16 protein-coding genes are annotated in these 17,667 nt (G+C 63.2%); 8 read left to right on the top strand and 8 right to left on the bottom strand.

Features of this window, described 5'->3' with window-relative positions; genetic code table 11:
* Window positions 1-753: a DUF4303 domain-containing protein gene (locus JAB1_RS15365; protein WP_083299769.1), complete on the top strand. Its 753-nt coding sequence runs from the start codon at window positions 1-3 to the stop codon at window positions 751-753.
* Window positions 754-756: 3 nt separating this feature from the next.
* Here JAB1_RS15365 and JAB1_RS15360 read toward each other — a convergent pair whose 3' ends face one another.
* The 7 genes from JAB1_RS15360 to JAB1_RS15330 form a co-directional block, all read right to left on the bottom strand.
* Window positions 757-1,878, bottom strand: a complete 1,122-nt coding sequence (locus tag JAB1_RS15360; protein ID WP_070280596.1) for a metallophosphoesterase — start codon at window positions 1,876-1,878, stop codon at window positions 757-759.
* A 71-nt stretch (window positions 1,879-1,949) separates the two neighbouring features.
* Entirely contained in the window at window positions 1,950-3,464 is a 1,515-nt protein-coding gene (locus JAB1_RS15355; protein ID WP_083299782.1) for a response regulator, read from the bottom strand.
* Window positions 3,451-5,274: an ATP-binding protein gene (locus tag JAB1_RS15350; protein WP_083299768.1), complete on the bottom strand. Its 1,824-nt coding sequence runs from the start codon at window positions 5,272-5,274 to the stop codon at window positions 3,451-3,453. The genes JAB1_RS15355 and JAB1_RS15350 overlap by 14 nt, the downstream gene beginning before the upstream one ends.
* Window positions 5,271-6,365, bottom strand: coding sequence for an ATP-binding SpoIIE family protein phosphatase (locus JAB1_RS15345; protein ID WP_225317332.1), 1,095 nt, complete (start codon window positions 6,363-6,365; stop codon window positions 5,271-5,273). Before JAB1_RS15345 ends, JAB1_RS15350 begins: the two co-directional genes overlap by 4 nt.
* Window positions 6,362-6,784 carry an ATP-binding protein gene (locus JAB1_RS15340; RefSeq protein ID WP_070280590.1) on the bottom strand — a complete coding sequence of 141 codons (423 nt, stop codon included), beginning with the start codon at window positions 6,782-6,784 and terminating at the stop codon, window positions 6,362-6,364. Before JAB1_RS15340 ends, JAB1_RS15345 begins: the two co-directional genes overlap by 4 nt.
* Before the next feature lie 10 nt (window positions 6,785-6,794).
* On the bottom strand, window positions 6,795-7,157 hold the full coding sequence (locus tag JAB1_RS15335; RefSeq protein WP_034785745.1) for an STAS domain-containing protein: 363 nt from the start codon (window positions 7,155-7,157) through the stop codon (window positions 6,795-6,797).
* 7 nt (window positions 7,158-7,164) lie between these two features.
* Window positions 7,165-8,043 carry an STAS domain-containing protein gene (locus JAB1_RS15330; RefSeq protein ID WP_070280787.1) on the bottom strand — a complete coding sequence of 293 codons (879 nt, stop codon included), beginning with the start codon at window positions 8,041-8,043 and terminating at the stop codon, window positions 7,165-7,167.
* Window positions 8,044-8,270: 227 nt separating this feature from the next.
* Here JAB1_RS15330 and JAB1_RS15325 point away from each other — a divergent pair, with 227 nt between their 5' ends.
* The 5 genes from JAB1_RS15325 to JAB1_RS15305 all read left to right on the top strand — a co-directional run bounded on the left by JAB1_RS15325 (window position 8,271) and on the right by JAB1_RS15305 (window position 13,980).
* Window positions 8,271-8,684 (top strand): hemerythrin domain-containing protein, encoded by a 414-nt coding sequence (locus JAB1_RS15325; protein WP_070280588.1) that lies wholly within the window; start codon window positions 8,271-8,273, stop codon window positions 8,682-8,684.
* Window positions 8,685-8,715: 31 nt separating this feature from the next.
* Window positions 8,716-9,897, top strand: a complete 1,182-nt coding sequence (gene hmpA / locus JAB1_RS15320) for an NO-inducible flavohemoprotein (RefSeq protein ID WP_070280586.1) — start codon at window positions 8,716-8,718, stop codon at window positions 9,895-9,897.
* A 128-nt stretch (window positions 9,898-10,025) separates the two neighbouring features.
* Window positions 10,026-10,334: a DUF485 domain-containing protein gene (locus tag JAB1_RS15315; protein WP_034755744.1), complete on the top strand. Its 309-nt coding sequence runs from the start codon at window positions 10,026-10,028 to the stop codon at window positions 10,332-10,334.
* A complete protein-coding gene (locus JAB1_RS15310; protein ID WP_070280584.1) occupies window positions 10,331-12,013 on the top strand; it encodes a cation acetate symporter in 1,683 nt (560 codons plus the stop codon). The genes JAB1_RS15315 and JAB1_RS15310 overlap by 4 nt, the downstream gene beginning before the upstream one ends.
* Before the next feature lie 146 nt (window positions 12,014-12,159).
* Window positions 12,160-13,980, top strand: a complete 1,821-nt coding sequence (locus JAB1_RS15305; protein ID WP_070280581.1) for a hypothetical protein — start codon at window positions 12,160-12,162, stop codon at window positions 13,978-13,980.
* A gap of 97 nt (window positions 13,981-14,077) precedes the next feature.
* Here JAB1_RS15305 and JAB1_RS15300 read toward each other — a convergent pair whose 3' ends face one another.
* Window positions 14,078-14,536 carry an Rrf2 family transcriptional regulator gene (locus JAB1_RS15300; protein WP_034785762.1) on the bottom strand — a complete coding sequence of 153 codons (459 nt, stop codon included), beginning with the start codon at window positions 14,534-14,536 and terminating at the stop codon, window positions 14,078-14,080.
* A gap of 340 nt (window positions 14,537-14,876) precedes the next feature.
* Between JAB1_RS15300 and JAB1_RS30315 the strand changes: the two genes are divergently transcribed.
* Window positions 14,877-15,719 carry a phosphoenolpyruvate carboxylase gene (locus JAB1_RS30315; protein ID WP_254672114.1) on the top strand — a complete coding sequence of 281 codons (843 nt, stop codon included), beginning with the start codon at window positions 14,877-14,879 and terminating at the stop codon, window positions 15,717-15,719.
* Window positions 15,720-15,820: 101 nt separating this feature from the next.
* The gene (ppc, locus tag JAB1_RS15295; RefSeq protein ID WP_343215994.1) at window positions 15,821-17,644 is read left to right on the top strand and encodes a phosphoenolpyruvate carboxylase; all 1,824 of its coding nucleotides are present in this window, start codon (window positions 15,821-15,823) and stop codon (window positions 17,642-17,644) included.
* Window positions 17,645-17,667 lie beyond the last annotated feature (23 nt).

Below are 17,667 nucleotides of genomic sequence, written 5' to 3'. Positions count from 1 at the left end.
ATGCATAGTAACTACAGCCTGTTTTACACCTTTGACGGCGATCAGCCGGCCCGCTTCCGGGAAGCGCGCGTATTCGGCACGAGCGTCTGGACGGCCAGCGGCGCGGCCATGACTTGGGGCGCGGAGACGCGCAACGACTATGCCAGCGAGGCGCAGGCGCACGCCGCCTACCTGGCCCACTGCCATGCAGCGCTGGCCGACGGTTATGCCATGGCGCGCGCCATGCTGATCGACCCGGCCGTCTTCGATTTCGCGCTGCTGCAAACCCTGGTGGCGCACGCCGCGCGCCAGGCTGTCGATGCCGTGCGCCGTGCGCATCCGGACCAGCACATCGACGCCTTCGCGCTGGTGAGCGACGACAGCGCCATGACGATAGGCTGCATGGCGAATAGCCGCGAAGCGCTGGCTGCCTCGGAATACGGCGAAGAGATGCTATGGAACCCAGCCGAATGGGCGTTTGACGAAGGCGGCGCGTACTTCGACAGCGCCTACCGCTTGCTGCTGCAGGCGCACCGCGGGCTGCCGTTCGACGTGGATTTCACCACCTTTCGCACTGGGGTGTTCGACGCCTGCATCGCGGCGCTGGCGCAGCTGGACGCCGAAGGGATATTCGGTGCGGGCGCCCGGCGCGACGGGAGCGTGCTGCTGTTCGAGGTCAGCGACAGCGAAGCGGTGGACGGAGCCATGGCGCGCCTGAATCCGCCGGCGGTGGTGGCGCGTTTCGAGGCGTGGATGGCCAGCTGGGCGGAGTGAGTCTTACTCCGCCACCAGCCTGAGTAGCGTAATCTCCGCCGGCGCGCCGATGCGTTTCGGCGGACCCCAGTAACCGGTGCCGCGGCTGACGTAAATCCACAGCCGGCCTTGCCGGTGCAATCCCGCCACGTAGGGCTGCTGCAGCGGCACGAACAGGTTCCATGGCCAGAACTGGCCCCCGTGCGTGTGGCCCGACAGTTGCAGGTCGTAGCCGGCCGCTTCGGCCTCGGGCGCGCTGCGCGGCTGGTGCGCCAGCAGGATGCGGGGGATATCGGCCGGTACCCCGGCGATGGCGGCCTGCGGGTCGCTTTTCTGGGCAGGGTCGAAGGAGGCGGCATTGAAATCGGTCACGCCGGCCAGCGCCAGGCGCGCGCCGTCGTGTTCGAGCACCGCATGTTCGTTCATCAGCACGCGCAAGCCCAGGCGGCGAAATTCCGCCACCCACGGCGCGGCGCCCGAATAGTATTCATGGTTGCCGGTGACGAGGAAGATGCCATGGCGCGCGCGCAGCTCGCCCAGCGGCGCCGTATGGCTGCCCAGTTGCGCCACCGTGCCGTCGACGACGTCGCCCGTGATGGCGATGATGTCGGGCTGCAGGCCATTTGCGCGCGCGACGATGGCTTGCACGTAGGCGCGCTTGATGGTGGCGCCCACGTGGATGTCGCTCAGCTGCACGATGGTCAAGCCCTGCAAGGCGGCCGGCAGGCCGGCGATGGGCACTGTCACTTCGCGCACGCGCGCCACGCGGCGGGCGTTGATGAAGCCGACGATGGTGGCCAGCAGGGCCAGGAGCAGCACGGCTACGGCGGACGCCTGCGCGTGCTGGCGGGCGGCGGGAATCAGCAAGGTGAGTTCGCGCAGCACGGCGAGCACGAACAGCGAGGAAAAAAAGCCCATGCACAGCGAGCCGGCCCAGATCAGGCGGTCGGCCAGGCGCGCATCGTTGGTGACGGCGCGGGCGAAGATCGTCATCGGCATGAGCATGGTCGACGCCAGCAAGACCAGGCCGCCCAGCAGCCAGCCGGCCAGGCCGACGGGCAGCGAAGGCAACAGCAGCCAGCCCAGCAGGGCGTGCAGGGCGCCCAGTATCATGGTGATGCGCAGCAGCGGCGTGCGGGTGGTCATGTCATGGTTCCAGAGGTGAGGCGGCCGCCGATTATAGCCGACGCCCCGGCCGCAGGCAGCCGGCGCCCCGCTCAGGGGGCGATATGCAATCCCAGCATGGCCAGCTTGCCGAAATCGACGGGTTTGGCGAAGTGTTCGTTGAAACCGGCCTGCAGGGCCGCCTGGCGGTCGTGTTCCTGGCCGTAGCCGGTCAGCGCGACGAGCAGGAATTGCTGCGGTATCGGCAGCTGGCGCAGTTTGACGGCCACGTCGTAGCCGCTCATGTCGGGCAGGCCGATGTCGAGAAAGACGATGTCGGGCTTGAATTCCAGGGTGCGCTCGGTGGCTTGTATCCCCGTGTAGGCCGTGCGCACCGTGTGGCCGTACATTTCCAGCAATTCGGCCAGGGTGTCGGCCGCATCGCAGTTGTCGTCGACGACGAGGATGCGCTGGCTGCCGCCGGTGGCCGCCTCCGGCACTGGCGCGGCCGGCAGCGGCACGTTGGCGTCGAGCGGAAGGATGACTTCGAAGGTGCTGCCCAGTCCCACGCCGGGGCTGTGCACGCTGACCTGGCCGCCGTGCAAGGTCACCAGGTTGCGCACCAGCGACAGGCCGATGCCCAGGCCATCCTGCACCCGGTCGGGCGAATGGCCGCTCTGCTCGAACAGGCCGAAGATGCTGTCGATGCTGGCGGCGGCGATGCCGATGCCGTTGTCGCTCAGGCGGATGCGCACGTTGTCGCCTTCGCGCCCGGCGCTAATGGCGATGCGCCCGCCCGGCGCAGTGAACTTGGCCGCGTTGAGCAGCAGGTTGGCGACGATCTGCGACAGGCGTACGGCGTCGCCGCAGACCCACAGTTCTTCCTGGGGCAGGTTCACGTCCAGCGCATGGCCGCGCGCCTCGACGCTGTGCGAACTCGTTTCCAGCGCGCTGCGGATGACGCTGGCCAGGCTCACGCTTTCCCATTGCAGCGAGATTTTGCCCTGCGAAATGCGCGACACGTCGAGCAGGTCGTCCACCAGGCGCACCAGGTGGTCCGTGTGGCGGCCGATGGTGCGGCGCGCATTGTCCTGGATGGCCGGCACGACGGGATCGAGCTTGCACAGCAGGGCCAGCGCCGTGCGGATGGGACCCAGCGGGTTGCGCAATTCATGCGCGAGAGTGGCCAGGAATTCATCCTTGCGGCGGTCCACGTCGCGCAGCGCGCGCTCGACGCGGCCCAGGCGCAGCAGCGCCTTGACGTTGGCGATCAGTTCATCCGCTTCGATCGGCTCGACCAGGTAATTGTCGGCGCCGCCGTCGAGGGCGCGGATCTTGTCGGCCGAGCCGATGCAGGAAGCGGACGTCTGCAGCACCAGGATGGTGTTCGTCTCGGTGCCACCCTTCAATTGGCGGCACACTTCCAGGCCGTTGATGTCGGGCAGCTTGACGTCGAGGAGGATCAGGTTGGGGTGGTCCTGGCGGGCGCGCAGCAGCGCGTCTCCCCCGTTCGAGGCTTCGATGACCTTGAAGCCGGCGCGTTTGAGGATGCGCGACTTGGCGTAGCGTGCGCCGTCGCTGTCATCGACGTTCAGGATCAGAGCATCGCTGTTGTTATCCGGTAGCATGCGCATTGTCCCAGGTGGTTGTGCCTTGCGGCGGAACCGGCTCTTGCCGGTGGTGTTGGTTGCCGATCAGTGCGCGCAGGGTCGCCAGCAATTGCTGGCGCGACAGCGGCTTGACGTAGTAGGCGTCGGCGCCCAGGGCCAGGCCCTTGCGCACGTCGTCGATCTCGGTGGCGACGATGACGGGCACCTGGCGCCGCAGCGGGTCGTTTTTCAGTTCGGCCAGCCAGTGCCAGGCCGTTTCGCCGTGCAGCATGATGTCGAGGATGACGGCGGCCGGGCGCTGCTGCTCCCAGCGCTCCTGCGCTTCGCGCACGCTGCGCGCGGGGACCACGCGAAATTCGCTGCCGGCCAAAAATTTTTCATACAGCAGGCGCACGGGTGGATTGTCTTCCACCACCAGCACGCCGATGCGCTGATCGTTGCCGTTGTCGTTGGCCGGCGTGCACGGCGGCAGGCTGCCTTCGGGCGCATGGTAGCTGGCGGGCAGGACGACGGAAAACAGCGAGCCCTCACCCGGCGTGCTTTCCACGCTCACCGTGCCATTGAGCAGGGTGGCCAGGTTGCGGCACAGGGGCAGGCCCAGGCCCGTGCCCTTGACCTTGCGCTGCATGTGGTTTTCCACCTGGCTGAATTCTTCGAAGATCAGCTGCACGTCTTCGGCGGCGATGCCCAGGCCCGTGTCGGAGACGGAAAAGCGGATGGCATCCTGCTCCGGCAAGGGCGTGGCGCTGACGATGATGGCGCCCGCTTCCGTGAACTTCAGGGCGTTGGCGATGAAGTTGCGCAGGATTTGCGACAGCTTGCCTTCATCCGTGTGGATGTGCAGTGCCGGGTCGGGGTCGATGAAGGTCAAGGTCAGCGACTCGGACACCAGCAGCGGACGCAGCATGCCGCGCAGGGCGCTGAACAGGTCGGCCACCTGGAAACTGTTGGCATGCACGTCGACCTTGCCCGCCTCGATCTTGGCCAGGTCCAGCAGGTCGTTGACCAGTTCGCTCAGGCTGACGGCGCTTTGCAGGATGAACCGCACCTGCTTTTCCTGTTCCTCGGACAGCTCGCCGTCGATGCGGTCGAGCAGCAGCTTGGACAGGGCGCGGATGGAACTGAGCGGGGTGCGGAATTCATGGCTCATGTTGGACAGGAAGCGCGATTTCATCTGGTCGGCACGGCGCAGGTGGTCGGCTTTCTCGTCCAGCTCAGCGAATAGCGCCACCACGCCCCGGTTGGTGTCTTCCAGTTCGCGTGTCAGCTGCAGCAGGTCGTCCTGGCGCGTCTTCAGTTCGGCCAGGGTGCTGAGGAGTTCACGGTTCTGCTGCTGCACTTCGGACAGCGTGATATCCGGCGGCAGCGCCTGCAGGCTGCCGGACAGCACGCCGATCGTGGCGCCGTCGAGCAGGGGCGCGTCGCGGGGGAACAGCTTGTGCAGGGTGATTTGCGTGCCGTCGCCCGGCGTGCTGTGGATATGGCAGCGGTCCATCAGGCGCTGGGCGCCCAGGATGCCCAGGCCCATGCCCGTAGGCGAGCGGTAGGTGCCGGCCAGTATCTTGTCGAGCTGCGCGATGCCGGGGCCCTGGTCCTCGATGCGGATGCTGAGCACCTGCGGCGCCGTCTGGCCATCGATGGCGAAATGCACCTTGCCGCTGCCGGCGTAGTTGTAGACGTTGCGCGCCAGTTCCGATACGGCCGTGGCGATGCGCACCTGGTCCTGCACGCCGAAGCCGCACAGGGCGGCGATCTGCCGCGCGCGCTGGCGCGCGCCCACCACATCGAGTTCGCTGCCGATATGGGCTGTCAATATGCGTTGTGTCATGCCGCACCTGTTCCTTCCGCTGTTTCAGCTGTTACAGCCTGGTGTTCCTCATGTTCGCGCAGCACCACCACCGTGACGTCGTCGCGCCCGCGCGCAAAATCCCGGTACAGCACGGCGGCGACGAGGCTGGGGTGGCATTGCGCCAGGCCCGGATAACGCTCCAGGTCCCAGCGCGTGTGCAAGCCGTCCGAATGCATGATCAGTGTCGTGGCCTGCTGCCATGGAAAGCAGAACTCCTGCACCTTGCGCAGATTGCTGCCGACGATGCCGTTATGCGACAGCAGATGCCGGCGCTGCTGTGCGTCGAAGGCGCAGGCGGCGATATTGCCCACGCCCGCATAGCGCAATTCGCGGCGTGCGCTGTCGATATGCGCCACCGCCAGGGCCGCGCCGCGCGTGGCACGCAGGGCGCCGTGGGCCAGTTCGATGAAGGAGGCGGGCAGGGGCGGCAAGCCGGGCGTGCTGTGTTCCAGCAGGGCGCTGGCGCATTCCGAAGCGCGCGCCGCCAGGGGGCCGTGGCCCAGGCCATCGGCCACCATCAGGCTCAGTTCATGGCCTTCGCATACGACGTTCCAGGCGTCGCCGCACACCTGTTCCGAGGCCAGCGGCAGGCATACGGCGCCGATCTGCCAGTTCGGACTGGCCGGGATGGCGCTGCTGGCGTGCTGTCCCCATACCACCATCATCAGCACCGTGCCCTTGCCGGGCGCCGTGTACAGGTCGAATTCCTGGCTCAGGCGGCGTATCGCGCCCAGCCCCACGCCGTAGGTGCCCGTGGTGGAATGACCATCCTGCATGTGCTGGCGCACGTTGGCCATGCCGGGGCCGTTGTCGATGGCCAGCACTTCGATGCCGCTGGTGCCGCCGCGCAGCACCTTGCGCAGCAGGATTTCGCCGCGCTGCGCGTGCTTGACGATGTTGGTCGCCGCCTCGCTGATGATGATGGCCAGCTGGCCCGTGCGCACGTCGTCGAAGCCGATGCGGCGCGCCAGTTCGTTGCCGGCGCGGCGGGCCGCGGCGATCTCGCTCGGTTCGCCGATGGGAAAACTGCGTTGCCTGGCAATGTCAGGGGCTTGGTCGAGGTGGTTCAAAACAGCTTCCATTTCGCGATGGTGACAGTGGTGCCCGCGCCGGGCGCCGTGTCGATGTGAAATGCGTCGGCCAGGCGCTTGGCGCCGCCCAGCCCCAGTCCCAGCCCGCCGCCGCTGGTATAGCCATCGGTCAGCGCCAGGGGAATATCTTCGATGCCCGGTCCCGCATCGACAAAGCGCAGTTCCAGTCCCTGGCGCGCGCCATCGCAGACGCGCGCGATGCGCGCTTCGCCCCCGCCGCCGTAGCGCAGGGTATTGCGCGCCAGTTCGCTGGCCGCCGTGATGATCTTGGTCTGCTCGATCAGGCCAAAACCCATGGCGACCATGCTGTCGCGTACCAGCTTGCGCAGCCGCACGACGTCTTCGTCGCTGTGCAGGGCCAGGATCTGCGCGCTCTCGTGTGCCTGCGCGCCTAGCACGGCGCCTCCGTCATGCGCATGCGCCGCCCCGTTCCAGCAGCTTGATGCCCAGCTCCACGTTGAGCGCCGTACTCACGCCTTCCAGCGTCAGCCCCAGTTCCACCAGGGTGATGGCGACGGCTGGCTGCATGCCGACGACGACGGTGCGCGCGTCGAGGATTTTCGCCATCGCCGCCGTGTTGCTGATCATGCGGCCGATGAAGGAGTCGACGATGTCGAGCGCGGAAATATCGATCAGCACGCCCGTGGCGCGGTCCGTCACGATGCGGGTGGTCAGGTCGTCCTGCAAGGTCATCGCCAGGCGGTCATGCATGTCCACCTGGATCGTCACCAGCAGCAGCCGGCCCATGCGTAAAATGGGGATTCTTTCCATAGGCGCCTCAGTGTTGTTGCTGCTGGTAGGTGATGCTGGAGCCCGTGCGTTTCAGGGCCACGACGAAAGCGTCGGCCAGCGTGGCCTTGGTCATCACGTCTTCCAGGTTGACGCCCAGGTGCACGATGGTTTGCGCGATCTGCGGGCGGATGCCGCTGATGATGCAGTCGGCGCCCATCAGGCGCGCGGCGGCGATGGTTTTCAGCAGATGCTGCGCCACCAGGGTGTCGACGGTAGGCACGCCCGTGATATCGATGATGGCGATCAGGGCGCCCGTGTCGACGATCTTTTGCAGCAGGCTTTCCATCACCACCTGCGTGCGCGCGCTGTCGAGGGTGCCGATCAGGGGCAGGGCCAGCACGTTTTGCCACAGCTGCACCACGGGCGTGGACAGCTCCAGCAATTCCTGCTGCTGTCGCAGAATCACCTGTTCGCGCGCTTTCTGGTAGATGGCGATGGTCAGCAGGCCCAGTTCATCGAACAGCTTGCTGGTGCTGACGATGGCGTCGCCCAGTTGCTCCGGATGCGCCGTGATTGCCTTGCGCAGGTAGGCGAACAGCGGCTCCTTGAGGGAGAACATGAAGCTGGCCGTGTCGATCGGCGAATAGCCCTGGCGCACGCGCGACTGCGATATCTCCGCGATCAGCTGGCGCGTATCGTCCCAGGCGCCGCCTTCGATGTCGAACGAGTCGCCGCTTTCCAGCGCGCCCGCCAGCAGCGGCAGGAATTGCGATGCCTGCTGGCGCAGCTCGTTCTCGGCGATCTTGTCGCGCCGCACCAGGCGGGCGATCAGGCCGGCCATCCAGCCGTCCAGCAATTCCGTATGGTGCTCGTTGATGATGCCTGCCAGTTGCTGCGCCTGGCCCGTGCCCGTCTTGTTTTTCATGCTCATCCTTGGCTGGAGTGGAGGGTGCGGCACGGCCGCAAACGGGCCTGTGCTGTGATAAATAAATTATAGGCAGACATGGCCGTAGCTTGTGTTCTCTGGCGCACATAGTGGCGCATGTCGTTCCAGATTCCTTCAGGAAACACTTATACATTTAAAGATGCATGTAATTTGCATGTTTAAGCGAATTCCACTACACTGGGAACACTCAACAAGAGAAACACGCCATGAATATCGACAAATTCAAACAGCAGCACCTGGACATCCTGGCCGCCATTGACGACTTGCGCCGGCTGGCGCGCGGCGGTGTGGCTGCGCAGGCGCAGGCCATTGCCGAACAGATCATTGCCATGAGCGGCTTGATCAAGCTGCACCTGGCCGTCGAGCAGCGCTACCTGTATCCGGCTGCGCAAGCGTCCGGCGTGGCCAAGGTGGCACAACTGGGACGCCGGTACGAAAACGAAATGCAAGGCATCGCCGGCACCTACCTGGATTTCGCCGGCCGCTGGAATACGCCCGTGCGCCTGGAAGCCGAACCGGAAGCCTTCCGCAGCGAAGCCAATACCGTGCTGCACGCGCTGTTCCAGCGCATGCGGCGCGAAGACCACGAGTTATATCCAGCCGTTGAAACGCTGGCCTGAGACCGCTTACAAATATACACAGGAGTTTTACATGCTGACCCAAGAACAACGCGCCATCATCACGGCCACCGTCCCCATCCTCGAGCAGGGCGGCGAAGCGCTGACGCGCCACTTCTACAAGAATCTGTTCCGCGACCATCCCGAAGTGCTGCCGTACTTTAACCAGGCGCACCAGCACAGCGGCGACCAGCAGCGCGCGCTGGCCAATGGCGTGCTGATGTATGCCAAAAATATCGACAAGCTTGCGGCGCTGGGCGACCTGGTGGCCACCATCGTCAACAAGCACGTGGCCCTGCAGATCCGCGCCGAGCACTATCCGCTGGTGGGCGCCAGCCTGCTGCAAGCGATACGCGAAGTGCTGGGCGCAGAGGTCGCCAGCGATGCCGTCATCGACGCCTGGGGCGCGGCGTATGGCCAGCTGGCCGACATCCTGGCCGGCGAAGAAGGGCGCATCTACAAGGCGCAGGCCGCCGCACCGGGCGGCTGGAGCGGCGCGCGCGATTTTTTAGTGCGCAGCAAGACGGTGGAAAGCGGCGAGATCACGTCCTTCCTGATGGCGCCCGCCGATGGCCAGGCCGTGCTCGACTTTGCGCCAGGCCAGTATATCGGCGTGCTGGCCACCGTCGATGGCGTGCCCATGCGCCGCCAGTATTCCCTGTCGGCCGCCAGCAATGGCCAGACCTACCGCATCAGCGTCAAGCGCGAAGAGGGCGGCAAGGTGTCGAATTTCTTCCACGATCACGTGCAGGCGGGCGACACCGTGCAGCTGACGCCGCCCTCGGGCGACTTCGTGCTGACGGATAGCGACAAGCCGCTGGTGCTGATCAGCGGCGGCGTGGGCATCACGCCGACCCTGGCCATGCTGACGGCGGCCCTGCGCGGCAAGCGTCCCGTGCATTTCATCCACGCGGCGCGCAACCAGGGCGTGCATGCATTCCGCGCGCAGATCGACGCACTGGCCGCGCAGCACCCGCAGCTGCAGCGCTATTACTGCTACGCGGAACATGGCGGCGAACAGGATGCGCCGGACGCCGTCGGCTTGCTGAATAAGGAGCAGCTCGGTCACTGGCTGCCGGTTTCGCGCGACGTCGACGCCTACTTCCTGGGACCGCAGCCATTCATGCGCGCTATCAAGCAGTACTTGCGCGAGCTGGGCGTGCCGGAACAGCAGACGCACCACGAGTTCTTCGGACCGGCGGCCGCACTGAATTGATTTTTTTCTGCATTGTGTTGTCCCCGCGAGAAAAAACACTGCCGTAAGGGGCGGGTAAGCCTCGCACTGTACTGTGAATCCAAGCTCGAAAACAAAAGAGCAGCTTTTACATAACAGGAGGCAACACAATGCATGACGATCTGGTTCAAAAAATCAAGAGCGACCCCAGCTATCATCAGCTGGTCAAGGTGCGTTCCCGCTTCGGCTGGGCACTGACGGGCCTGATGATGCTGGTGTACTACGGCTACATCCTGCTCATCGCCTTCAACAAGGAATTTCTGGCCACTAAAACGGGCGCCGGCGTGATGACCTGGGGCATGCCGATCGGCCTGTTCGTCATCGTGTTTACCGTGCTGGTCACTGGCATCTATGTGCGCCGCGCCAACAAGCAGTTCGACGATCTGAGCAACGCCATCCAGGCACGGGTGCAAGCATGAGCGCCGCCAAGCATGCGCTGCGCGGCGTGTCTTGCCTGAGTGCCCTGACGCTGCTGGGCGCCAGCAATGCCGCGTTCGCGGCCGGCGCCGACCTGGGCCAGGCGGTCAAGCAGCCGACCAACTGGACGGCGATCATCATGTTCGCCGCCTTCGTTATTTTTACATTGTTCGTCACCAAGTGGGCGGCCAAGAAGACCAAGTCAGCCTCCGATTTCTACACGGCCGGCGGCGGTATCACAGGTTTCCAGAATGGCCTGGCCATTGCGGGCGACTATATGTCGGCCGCCTCCTTCCTCGGCATTTCCGCGGCCGTCTTTTTGAACGGCTATGATGGCCTGATCTACGCCATCGGCTTTCTTGTCGGCTGGCCCATCATCACCTTTTTGATGGCCGAGCGCTTGCGCAACCTGGGGCGCTTTACCTTTGCCGACGTGGCCGCCTACCGCTTCAAGCAGGCGCCGATCCGCATCTTTTCGGCTTCCGGCACCCTGGTCGTCGTGGCCTTTTATCTGATCGCGCAGATGGTGGGCGCGGGCCAGCTGATCAAGCTGCTGTTCGGCCTCGAATACTGGATCGCCGTCGTCCTGGTCGGTACATTGATGATGATCTACGTGCTGTTTGGCGGCATGACGGCCACCACCTGGGTGCAGATCATCAAGGCGGTGATGCTGCTGGGCGGCGCCACCTTCATGGCCGTCGCCGTACTGGCGCAATTCAACTTCAGCCCGGAAGCGCTGTTCGCCAAGTCGGTGGACGTGCACGCGACCAAGGAAGCCATCATGGGCCCGGGTTCCTTCATCAAGGACCCGATCTCGGCCATCTCGTTCGGCATGGCGCTGATGTTCGGCACGGCCGGCTTGCCGCACATCCTGATGCGTTTCTTCACGGTACCGAGCGCCAAGGAAGCGCGCAAATCCGTGTTCTGGGCCACCACCTGGATCGCTTACTTCTATGTGTTGACTTTCATCATCGGCTTTGGCGCCATCGTGCTGGTGAGTACCAATCCCGAGTTCAAGGATGCTGCCGGCAAGCTGCTGGGTGGTAACAACATGGCGGCCGTGCACCTGGCCAAGGCCGTGGGCGGCAACGTCTTCCTCGGCTTCATGTCGGCGGTCGCGTTTGCCACCATCCTGGCCGTCGTGGCGGGCTTGACCCTGTCGGGCGCGTCGGCCGTGTCGCACGATCTGTATGCCACCGTCATCAAGAAAGGCAAGGCCACGGGCGCCAACGAATTGAAAGTGTCGCGCGTGACGACGGTCGTGCTGGGCATCATCGCCGTGGTGCTGGGCATCGCCTTTGAAAAGCAGAACATCGCCTTCATGGTCTCGCTGGCATTCGCCATCGCCGCCTCGGCCAACTTCCCCGTGCTGTTCATGTCGGTGCTGTGGAAGGATTGCACCACGCGGGGCGCCACCATCGGCGGCTTCCTGGGCTTGACCACGGCTGTCGCGCTGACGGTGGTGTCGAAGTCTGTATGGGTCGACGTGCTCGGCCATGGCGAAGCGCTGTTCCCTTACGCGTCGCCGGCGCTGTTTTCGATGACGGCCGGCTTCGTTGGCATCTGGCTGTTCTCCGTGCTCGACAAGAGCCCCCGCGCGCGCATCGACCGCGCCGGCTACGAAGCGCAGCAAATGCGTTCGGAAACGGGTATCGGCGCGGCTGGAGCCAGCGCGCATTGAGCATTTGAATCGCTCTACACCTTGAACACCCCTTTCGCAGGGGTGTTTTTTTGTCTGCGATTTGCAGGATCTGGCCGGCCGGTGTACTCTCGCGCAGAGAAGGTCCGCTTGTTGTTACTTATAGTAAGTGCAACTTGAAAGAGCCAATGAAGCACACATACGCGGTAAAAAAACAGGAACGCCAGGATCGTTTCGTCGCGCCCGGCGCTGGCAGCGGGGCAGGGCAGCTGGCCGCGGCATTCCATTCCGGCAGTGAGCGGCCGCAAGCCACAGGCTCGCGTAAATGGCCGGGCATGGTGGATGGGGCTGGCGGTGCGGGCAGCCATGCCATGCATGGCACGGCCGATCCATCCCGCGTGCACGATATGCTGACCAGGGCCCGGCAAGGCAGGCTGCGCGATGGCGAGGTGGAAATGACGCAGCGGCCCGACGTCGGTGCCATGCACCTGCGCGATCTCGCGCAATCGCTGGAAGCGACGGCCACTGCGCCTGGCAGGCCGGTGGCGGACGCCTTGCAATCGGGCTCGGCCAGCATCGGCAATGGACGGGTGCGGATGCCGGGCATCGGCGGCGCAGGCAATCCGGTGGCGATCGCCCATCAGCTGGGCGTGCTGCGTCCGCAGGCAACGCGCATCGTGCCTGTGTCGAATGGGCGCTTCGAGATCCAGGCAAAACTCAACCCGTGGGTGTCCGTGGCGACGGGACGCGCATTGCCGGAATTGGACGAAAACCCCAATATGATAGGCCCGCAGATGCAGTACAAGGATGGCGATCAACATCCGATCGAGCTGGGCGTGGAATGGCGTAGCGTGGCTCCCCAGCACCAGCCGTTGCAACCGTACCATTCCGAAGACACGTATGGTGAATTCATGCAGGCGCTTGCCGCGGTCGATGGGTCGGACATGGAGGCAGAGCAAAAACAGGCGGAGAAAGTGCGCCTGCTGTCTGATTTTTATCATCAATTGAAAAGCTTGTCAGCACCGCAATTGCAGGAACTTGGAAGCCTGCTTGAAAAAGATATCGATAAGCATGAGGCTAGCGATACGCTCGACAAGGCATTTGAAGAAACCCGGCTTGTCTACAGAACTTGGCATGCGCCAAAACATATTTCCGTCTCAACCGGCCTGGGGGTGTCACAGGCCGACGGGAGGGAACTTGTTGGCGCCGATAATCTCAACACCGTGCTCGACCCCGAGAAATTCAGGCATTACAAGGAGCAAAGCAAATTGCCAGGGTCGGTACTGCCGTCGCTTGGCGCTTCCCCTTCGTCATTGCTTTACCCTGATGCTGATCAACCTAATATTGTATTTTTAAAGGAACGCGGTACAGCAGCAGCCCTTTTGCCCGAGAATCTGAATGCCGGCTTCGCCGCTTACAATGAGGCATCCAAATCCTTGCTTCGCGGGAAGACAAGCGAAGAATTGGCAGGTGAATTCAGCAAACTTCATTATCATGCCAAGAAAATGCGGTCCAGCGTAACGCGGCCGCTATTTTTTAATAGCGACGATCTTCAATCGAATACGGATGCTTTCATACACCCGGACAAACCCGGTGACCGCCCCCACGTACGTAAAATCCATAATGGGCTGCATGAGGAGCATAACCCATTAAGGCAAAGCTTCGATCGTAAGCTGGCAGACCCGTTCCGCACCAACGCCATTTTCTACCAGACATTCTCTCAGCATTCAAAACCAGACACTTATGCTAAGGAATGGAATGAGATGGTGGTCAAATACCGGCAAAAAGGGCATATGGCAGGCCTTTTCAAAGAGATCAGGGATTGGGTGCCCGAGTTGAAGGATTATCCAGGGATTGTGGATGAGTTAATAGATAGCGGGAAATTTAATGCGGATTTTGCGAAGGCGATTGCCGGGAGGAAGGAACCCGCCACCAGTGCCAAGAGCAGCGGTTCAAAAACAAAGTCGAAAAAGCAGACAAAACAGGCAAAGCAGAAAAGTAAAAAATAGCAAGCATGCTCTGATGCGCAGCCCCCTCACCACGATGCAGCGTGGCGCACATCGCGCCTATCGCCCATCCGGACTGCCTGCCTGATCCTGACAATTATCAGGTATTTTCCACGTGCAGGCGGATCACGCCTGCCATCGGCGCTGGCGCGCCCGGCGTCGCTTCGAGTATCGATGCGAGGGTCACCGTGTCGAGCACGGCCAGGAAGGCGGCCGTGGCCTGGCCCAGCTTGGCCTTCAGCAGGCAATCAGGCGTCAGCGGGCAAGTGTTGTTTTCCTTGTTAAAACATTCCGCCATGAAAAAATCGCTTTCCGTCTCGCGCACGACGGTGCCGATATTGATCTCGGCCGGGTCGCGCGCCAGGCGCAGGCCGCCATTTCTCCCACGTACCGTTTCCACGATGCCTGACAGGCCCAGCTGGTGCACCACCTTCATCAGGTGATTCTTCGAGATGGAATGCAGGTCGGCGATGTCCTGGATGGTCACGAGGCGGTCGCGGTGCACACCCAGGTACATCAGGGTGCGCAGGGTGTAGTCGGTATAGGCAGTCAGTCGCATGAGTATCATTCATAAGATGTGGATTACATCCTTGTTTGAACCGCAGCATACAGGAGAGCGCCGGCCCTGTGTGTTGCGCCGTCACTTTTCAGCCTCGAAAGACAAAAGTTGATTGCCTTTCGCTTAAATGCGTAGTAAATTTTCATATTGTTGCCGTGGCAAACAGCTCGTTAGCCCTTGCTTGCCCTTTGGGCGGGATTTTTATTGATGGAAATCAAGAGGAAGGTGAAGCAATAAGGTAAATTTACTACAAATTGGACGATGGGCGTTTCCCGGGCCGGGAAGCGCGTACTACGCAATCTGTGCGGTGCCGCCGTGGCCGCCCCAGGAAATGAATACCATGCAAATGAATGAAGTGAAAGACGAGCTGCTGAGCAGCGATATCCGCCAGCTGGGCCGTCTGCTGGGCGACGCCATCCGCAACCACCTGGGCGACCCCGCCTTCGAACGCATCGAACATGTGCGCCAGCTGGCCATCCGTTTCCGCCGCGACAATGATGAAGCGGCGCGCGTGCAGCTGTCGGACGCGCTGCAAGCGCTGTCGCAGGAAGAAACCACGCAGTTGACGCGCGCTTTCAGCTATTTCTCGCTGCTGGCCAATATTGCAGAAGACCAACATCACATCCGCCGCACGCGCGCCCATCTGATCGCCGGCTCGCCGCCGCGCCAGGGTAGCCTCAGCCATGCCGTCGGCAACGTGTTTGACGCCGGCAAGGCCGATGCGCTGGAAACGTTCTTTGAAGATGCGTTTGTCAGCCCCGTCTTCACGGCGCATCCGACGGAAGTGCAGCGCAAGAGTATCCAGAATTGCCAGATGGCCATCGCCCGCCTGTTGAGTGAGCGCGACCGCGTGCAAATGACGCCGGAAGAGGCCGAGCAAAACGAAGAAGCGCTGGGCCGTGGCATCGTCACCCTATGGCAGACGCGTCTGCTGCGCACCAGCAAGCTGTCCGTCATGGATGAAGTGGCCAATGGCCTGTCGTTCTACGACCATACGATCCTGCGTGAACTGCCGAAATTGTATTCCTCGCTGGAAACCATGCTGGCCCAGCGCGATGCCCGCTGGGAAGATGCGGAATTACCCAATTTCATGAAAGTCGGCAGCTGGATAGGCGGCGACCGCGACGGCAACCCGTTTGTCACGGCCGACATCCTGCGCAGTACCCTGCAAACGCAGGCTTGACAAAGGTACTCGATTTTTTACCTCGGTGAAATTTGCGCAAAAGCTTCGCTTTTTCGCAAACTGTCGCTGGCGCAAAATACTGAAACGCGTGCAGCGAGCCGCTGCGCGCGCTGGCCGAGCGTTCGGCCGATGCGTCGCCGCACCGGGTCGACGAACCGTACCGCCGCGCCCTGCACGGCATCCATGCACGCCTGGACGCCACGCGCGTGGTGCTATCCGGCAAGGGCAAGCAGGCAGACGGCGTGCAGCCCTACGCTGCCGCTGTTGAACTGCTGGCTGACCTGGACGTTGTCCAGCATTCGCTGGTCAGCAATGGCTTGCGTGCGCTGGCGCGCGGCCGGCTGCGCCAGCTGCGCCGCGCCGTCAAGGTCTTCGGCTTTTCGCTGGCGCCGCTCGACTTGCGCCAGAATTCCGACGTGCATGAGCGCGTCGTGGGCGAGCTGTTCGCGGGTGCCCAGCCGGGCCTCGTCTACCTGGACCTCGATGAAGAGCAGCGCATCAGCTTGCTGCTGGCCGAGCTGGAGTCGCCACGCCTGCTGACGTCGCCGTATGCGCACTACTCGGAAGAAACGACGTCCGAACTTGACATCTTCCGCGCCGTGCGCGAGGCCCATGTCAAATATGGCAAGGAATCGGTACCGAACTGCATCATCTCGAAGGCGGCCAGCGTCTCGGACTTGCTGGAAGTAGCCTTGCTGCTCAAGGAAGTAGGCTTGCTGCGCCAGGATAGCCGCGAAGTCGATGTCAACATCATTCCCCTGTTCGAAACCATCGACGACTTGCGCGCCGGCCCCGCCATCATGGCGCGCGCCTTCGGCTTGCCGTTCTACCGCGGCTTGCTCGCGTCGCGCGCCGACCAGCAGGAAGTCATGCTTGGTTACTCGGACAGCAACAAGGACGGCGGCTTCTTGACCTCCGGCTGGGAACTCTACAAGGCCGAGATCGAGCTGGTGACGGTGTTCAAGCAATACCAGATCAAGCTGCGATTGTTCCACGGCCGCGGCGGTTCCGTCGGCCGTGGCGGCGGACCCAGCTACGAAGCCATCCTGGCCCAGCCGGCCGGCGCCGTGCAGGGACAGATCCGTTTGACGGAGCAAGGCGAAGTCATCACAGCCAAGTATGCGAACCCGGAAGTAGGGCGCCGCAACCTGGAAGTGCTGGTGGCGGCCACCATCCAGTCAACCCTGCTGCCGCAGGCGCAGCTGCAACCGAAGGCCTCGGCAGGCGCGGGCCACCTGGCCGCGATGGAAGAGCTTTCGGGCACGGCCCTGAACGCCTACCGCGACCTCGTCTACGGCACGGAGGGCTTTGAACAGTATTTCTGGGAATCGACGGTGATCGCGGAGATTGCCGCCCTGAATATCGGCAGCCGTCCCGCCTCGCGCAAGAAATCGACGTCCATCGAAGATTTGCGCGCCATTCCCTGGGTCCTGAGCTGGGCGCAATGCCGTTTGATGCTGCCGGGCTGGTTTGGTTTTGGTTCCGCCGTGCAAGCCTACCTGGCTGCCCATCCTGCCGATGGCGCGGACGTGCTGCGCGGCATGTACACGGACTGGCCATTCTTCACGTCCTTGCTGTCGAACATGGATATGGTCCTGGCCAAGAGCGATATCGCCATTGCCGGCAAGTATGCGGAACTGGTCAAGGACAAGGCCTTGCGCGACGCCATCTTCACGCGCATCCGCGCCGAATACGCGGCCACACTCGACGCCTTGAAACTGATCACGGGCCAGGAAGAGTTGCAGCAAGCCAATCCGCTGATGCAGCGTTCGATACGCAACCGTTTCCCGTATATCGATCCGCTCAACCACGTGCAGGTGGAGCTGCTGAAACGTTTCCGCGAGGGTAAGCAGGACGCGGCGGCGCGCACGGGCATCCACTTGTCGATCAACGGCATTGCGGCGGGGTTGCGCAACAGCGGTTAGATGGCACCGAACCAAACCTACTG

The organism is Janthinobacterium sp. MP5059B, from assembly GCF_001758645.1.
GTDB classification, from domain to species: Bacteria; Pseudomonadota; Gammaproteobacteria; order Burkholderiales; family Burkholderiaceae_D; genus Janthinobacterium; species Janthinobacterium lividum.
The sequence above is the reverse complement of the archived record's forward strand: the minus strand, read 5'-3'. Positions and strand labels throughout refer to the sequence as shown.

What these genes read in the sequence shown, in the direction of transcription:
- JAB1_RS15365 (WP_083299769.1), top strand. Translation starts at nt 1, where the DNA reads ATGCATAGTAACTACAGCCTGTTTTACACCTTTGACGGCGATCAGCCG.
- JAB1_RS15360 (WP_070280596.1), bottom strand. Translation starts at nt 1,878, where the DNA reads ATGACCACCCGCACGCCGCTGCTGCGCATCACCATGATACTGGGCGCC.
- JAB1_RS15355 (WP_083299782.1), bottom strand. Translation starts at nt 3,464, where the DNA reads ATGCTACCGGATAACAACAGCGATGCTCTGATCCTGAACGTCGATGAC.
- JAB1_RS15350 (WP_083299768.1), bottom strand. Translation starts at nt 5,274, where the DNA reads ATGACACAACGCATATTGACAGCCCATATCGGCAGCGAACTCGATGTG.
- JAB1_RS15335 (WP_034785745.1), bottom strand. Translation starts at nt 7,157, where the DNA reads ATGGAAAGAATCCCCATTTTACGCATGGGCCGGCTGCTGCTGGTGACG.
- JAB1_RS15330 (WP_070280787.1), bottom strand. Translation starts at nt 8,043, where the DNA reads ATGAAAAACAAGACGGGCACGGGCCAGGCGCAGCAACTGGCAGGCATC.
- JAB1_RS15325 (WP_070280588.1), top strand. Translation starts at nt 8,271, where the DNA reads ATGAATATCGACAAATTCAAACAGCAGCACCTGGACATCCTGGCCGCC.
- hmpA (WP_070280586.1), top strand. Translation starts at nt 8,716, where the DNA reads ATGCTGACCCAAGAACAACGCGCCATCATCACGGCCACCGTCCCCATC.
- JAB1_RS15315 (WP_034755744.1), top strand. Translation starts at nt 10,026, where the DNA reads ATGCATGACGATCTGGTTCAAAAAATCAAGAGCGACCCCAGCTATCAT.
- JAB1_RS15310 (WP_070280584.1), top strand. Translation starts at nt 10,331, where the DNA reads ATGAGCGCCGCCAAGCATGCGCTGCGCGGCGTGTCTTGCCTGAGTGCC.
- JAB1_RS15305 (WP_070280581.1), top strand. Translation starts at nt 12,160, where the DNA reads ATGAAGCACACATACGCGGTAAAAAAACAGGAACGCCAGGATCGTTTC.
- JAB1_RS15300 (WP_034785762.1), bottom strand. Translation starts at nt 14,536, where the DNA reads ATGCGACTGACTGCCTATACCGACTACACCCTGCGCACCCTGATGTAC.
- JAB1_RS30315 (WP_254672114.1), top strand. Translation starts at nt 14,877, where the DNA reads ATGCAAATGAATGAAGTGAAAGACGAGCTGCTGAGCAGCGATATCCGC.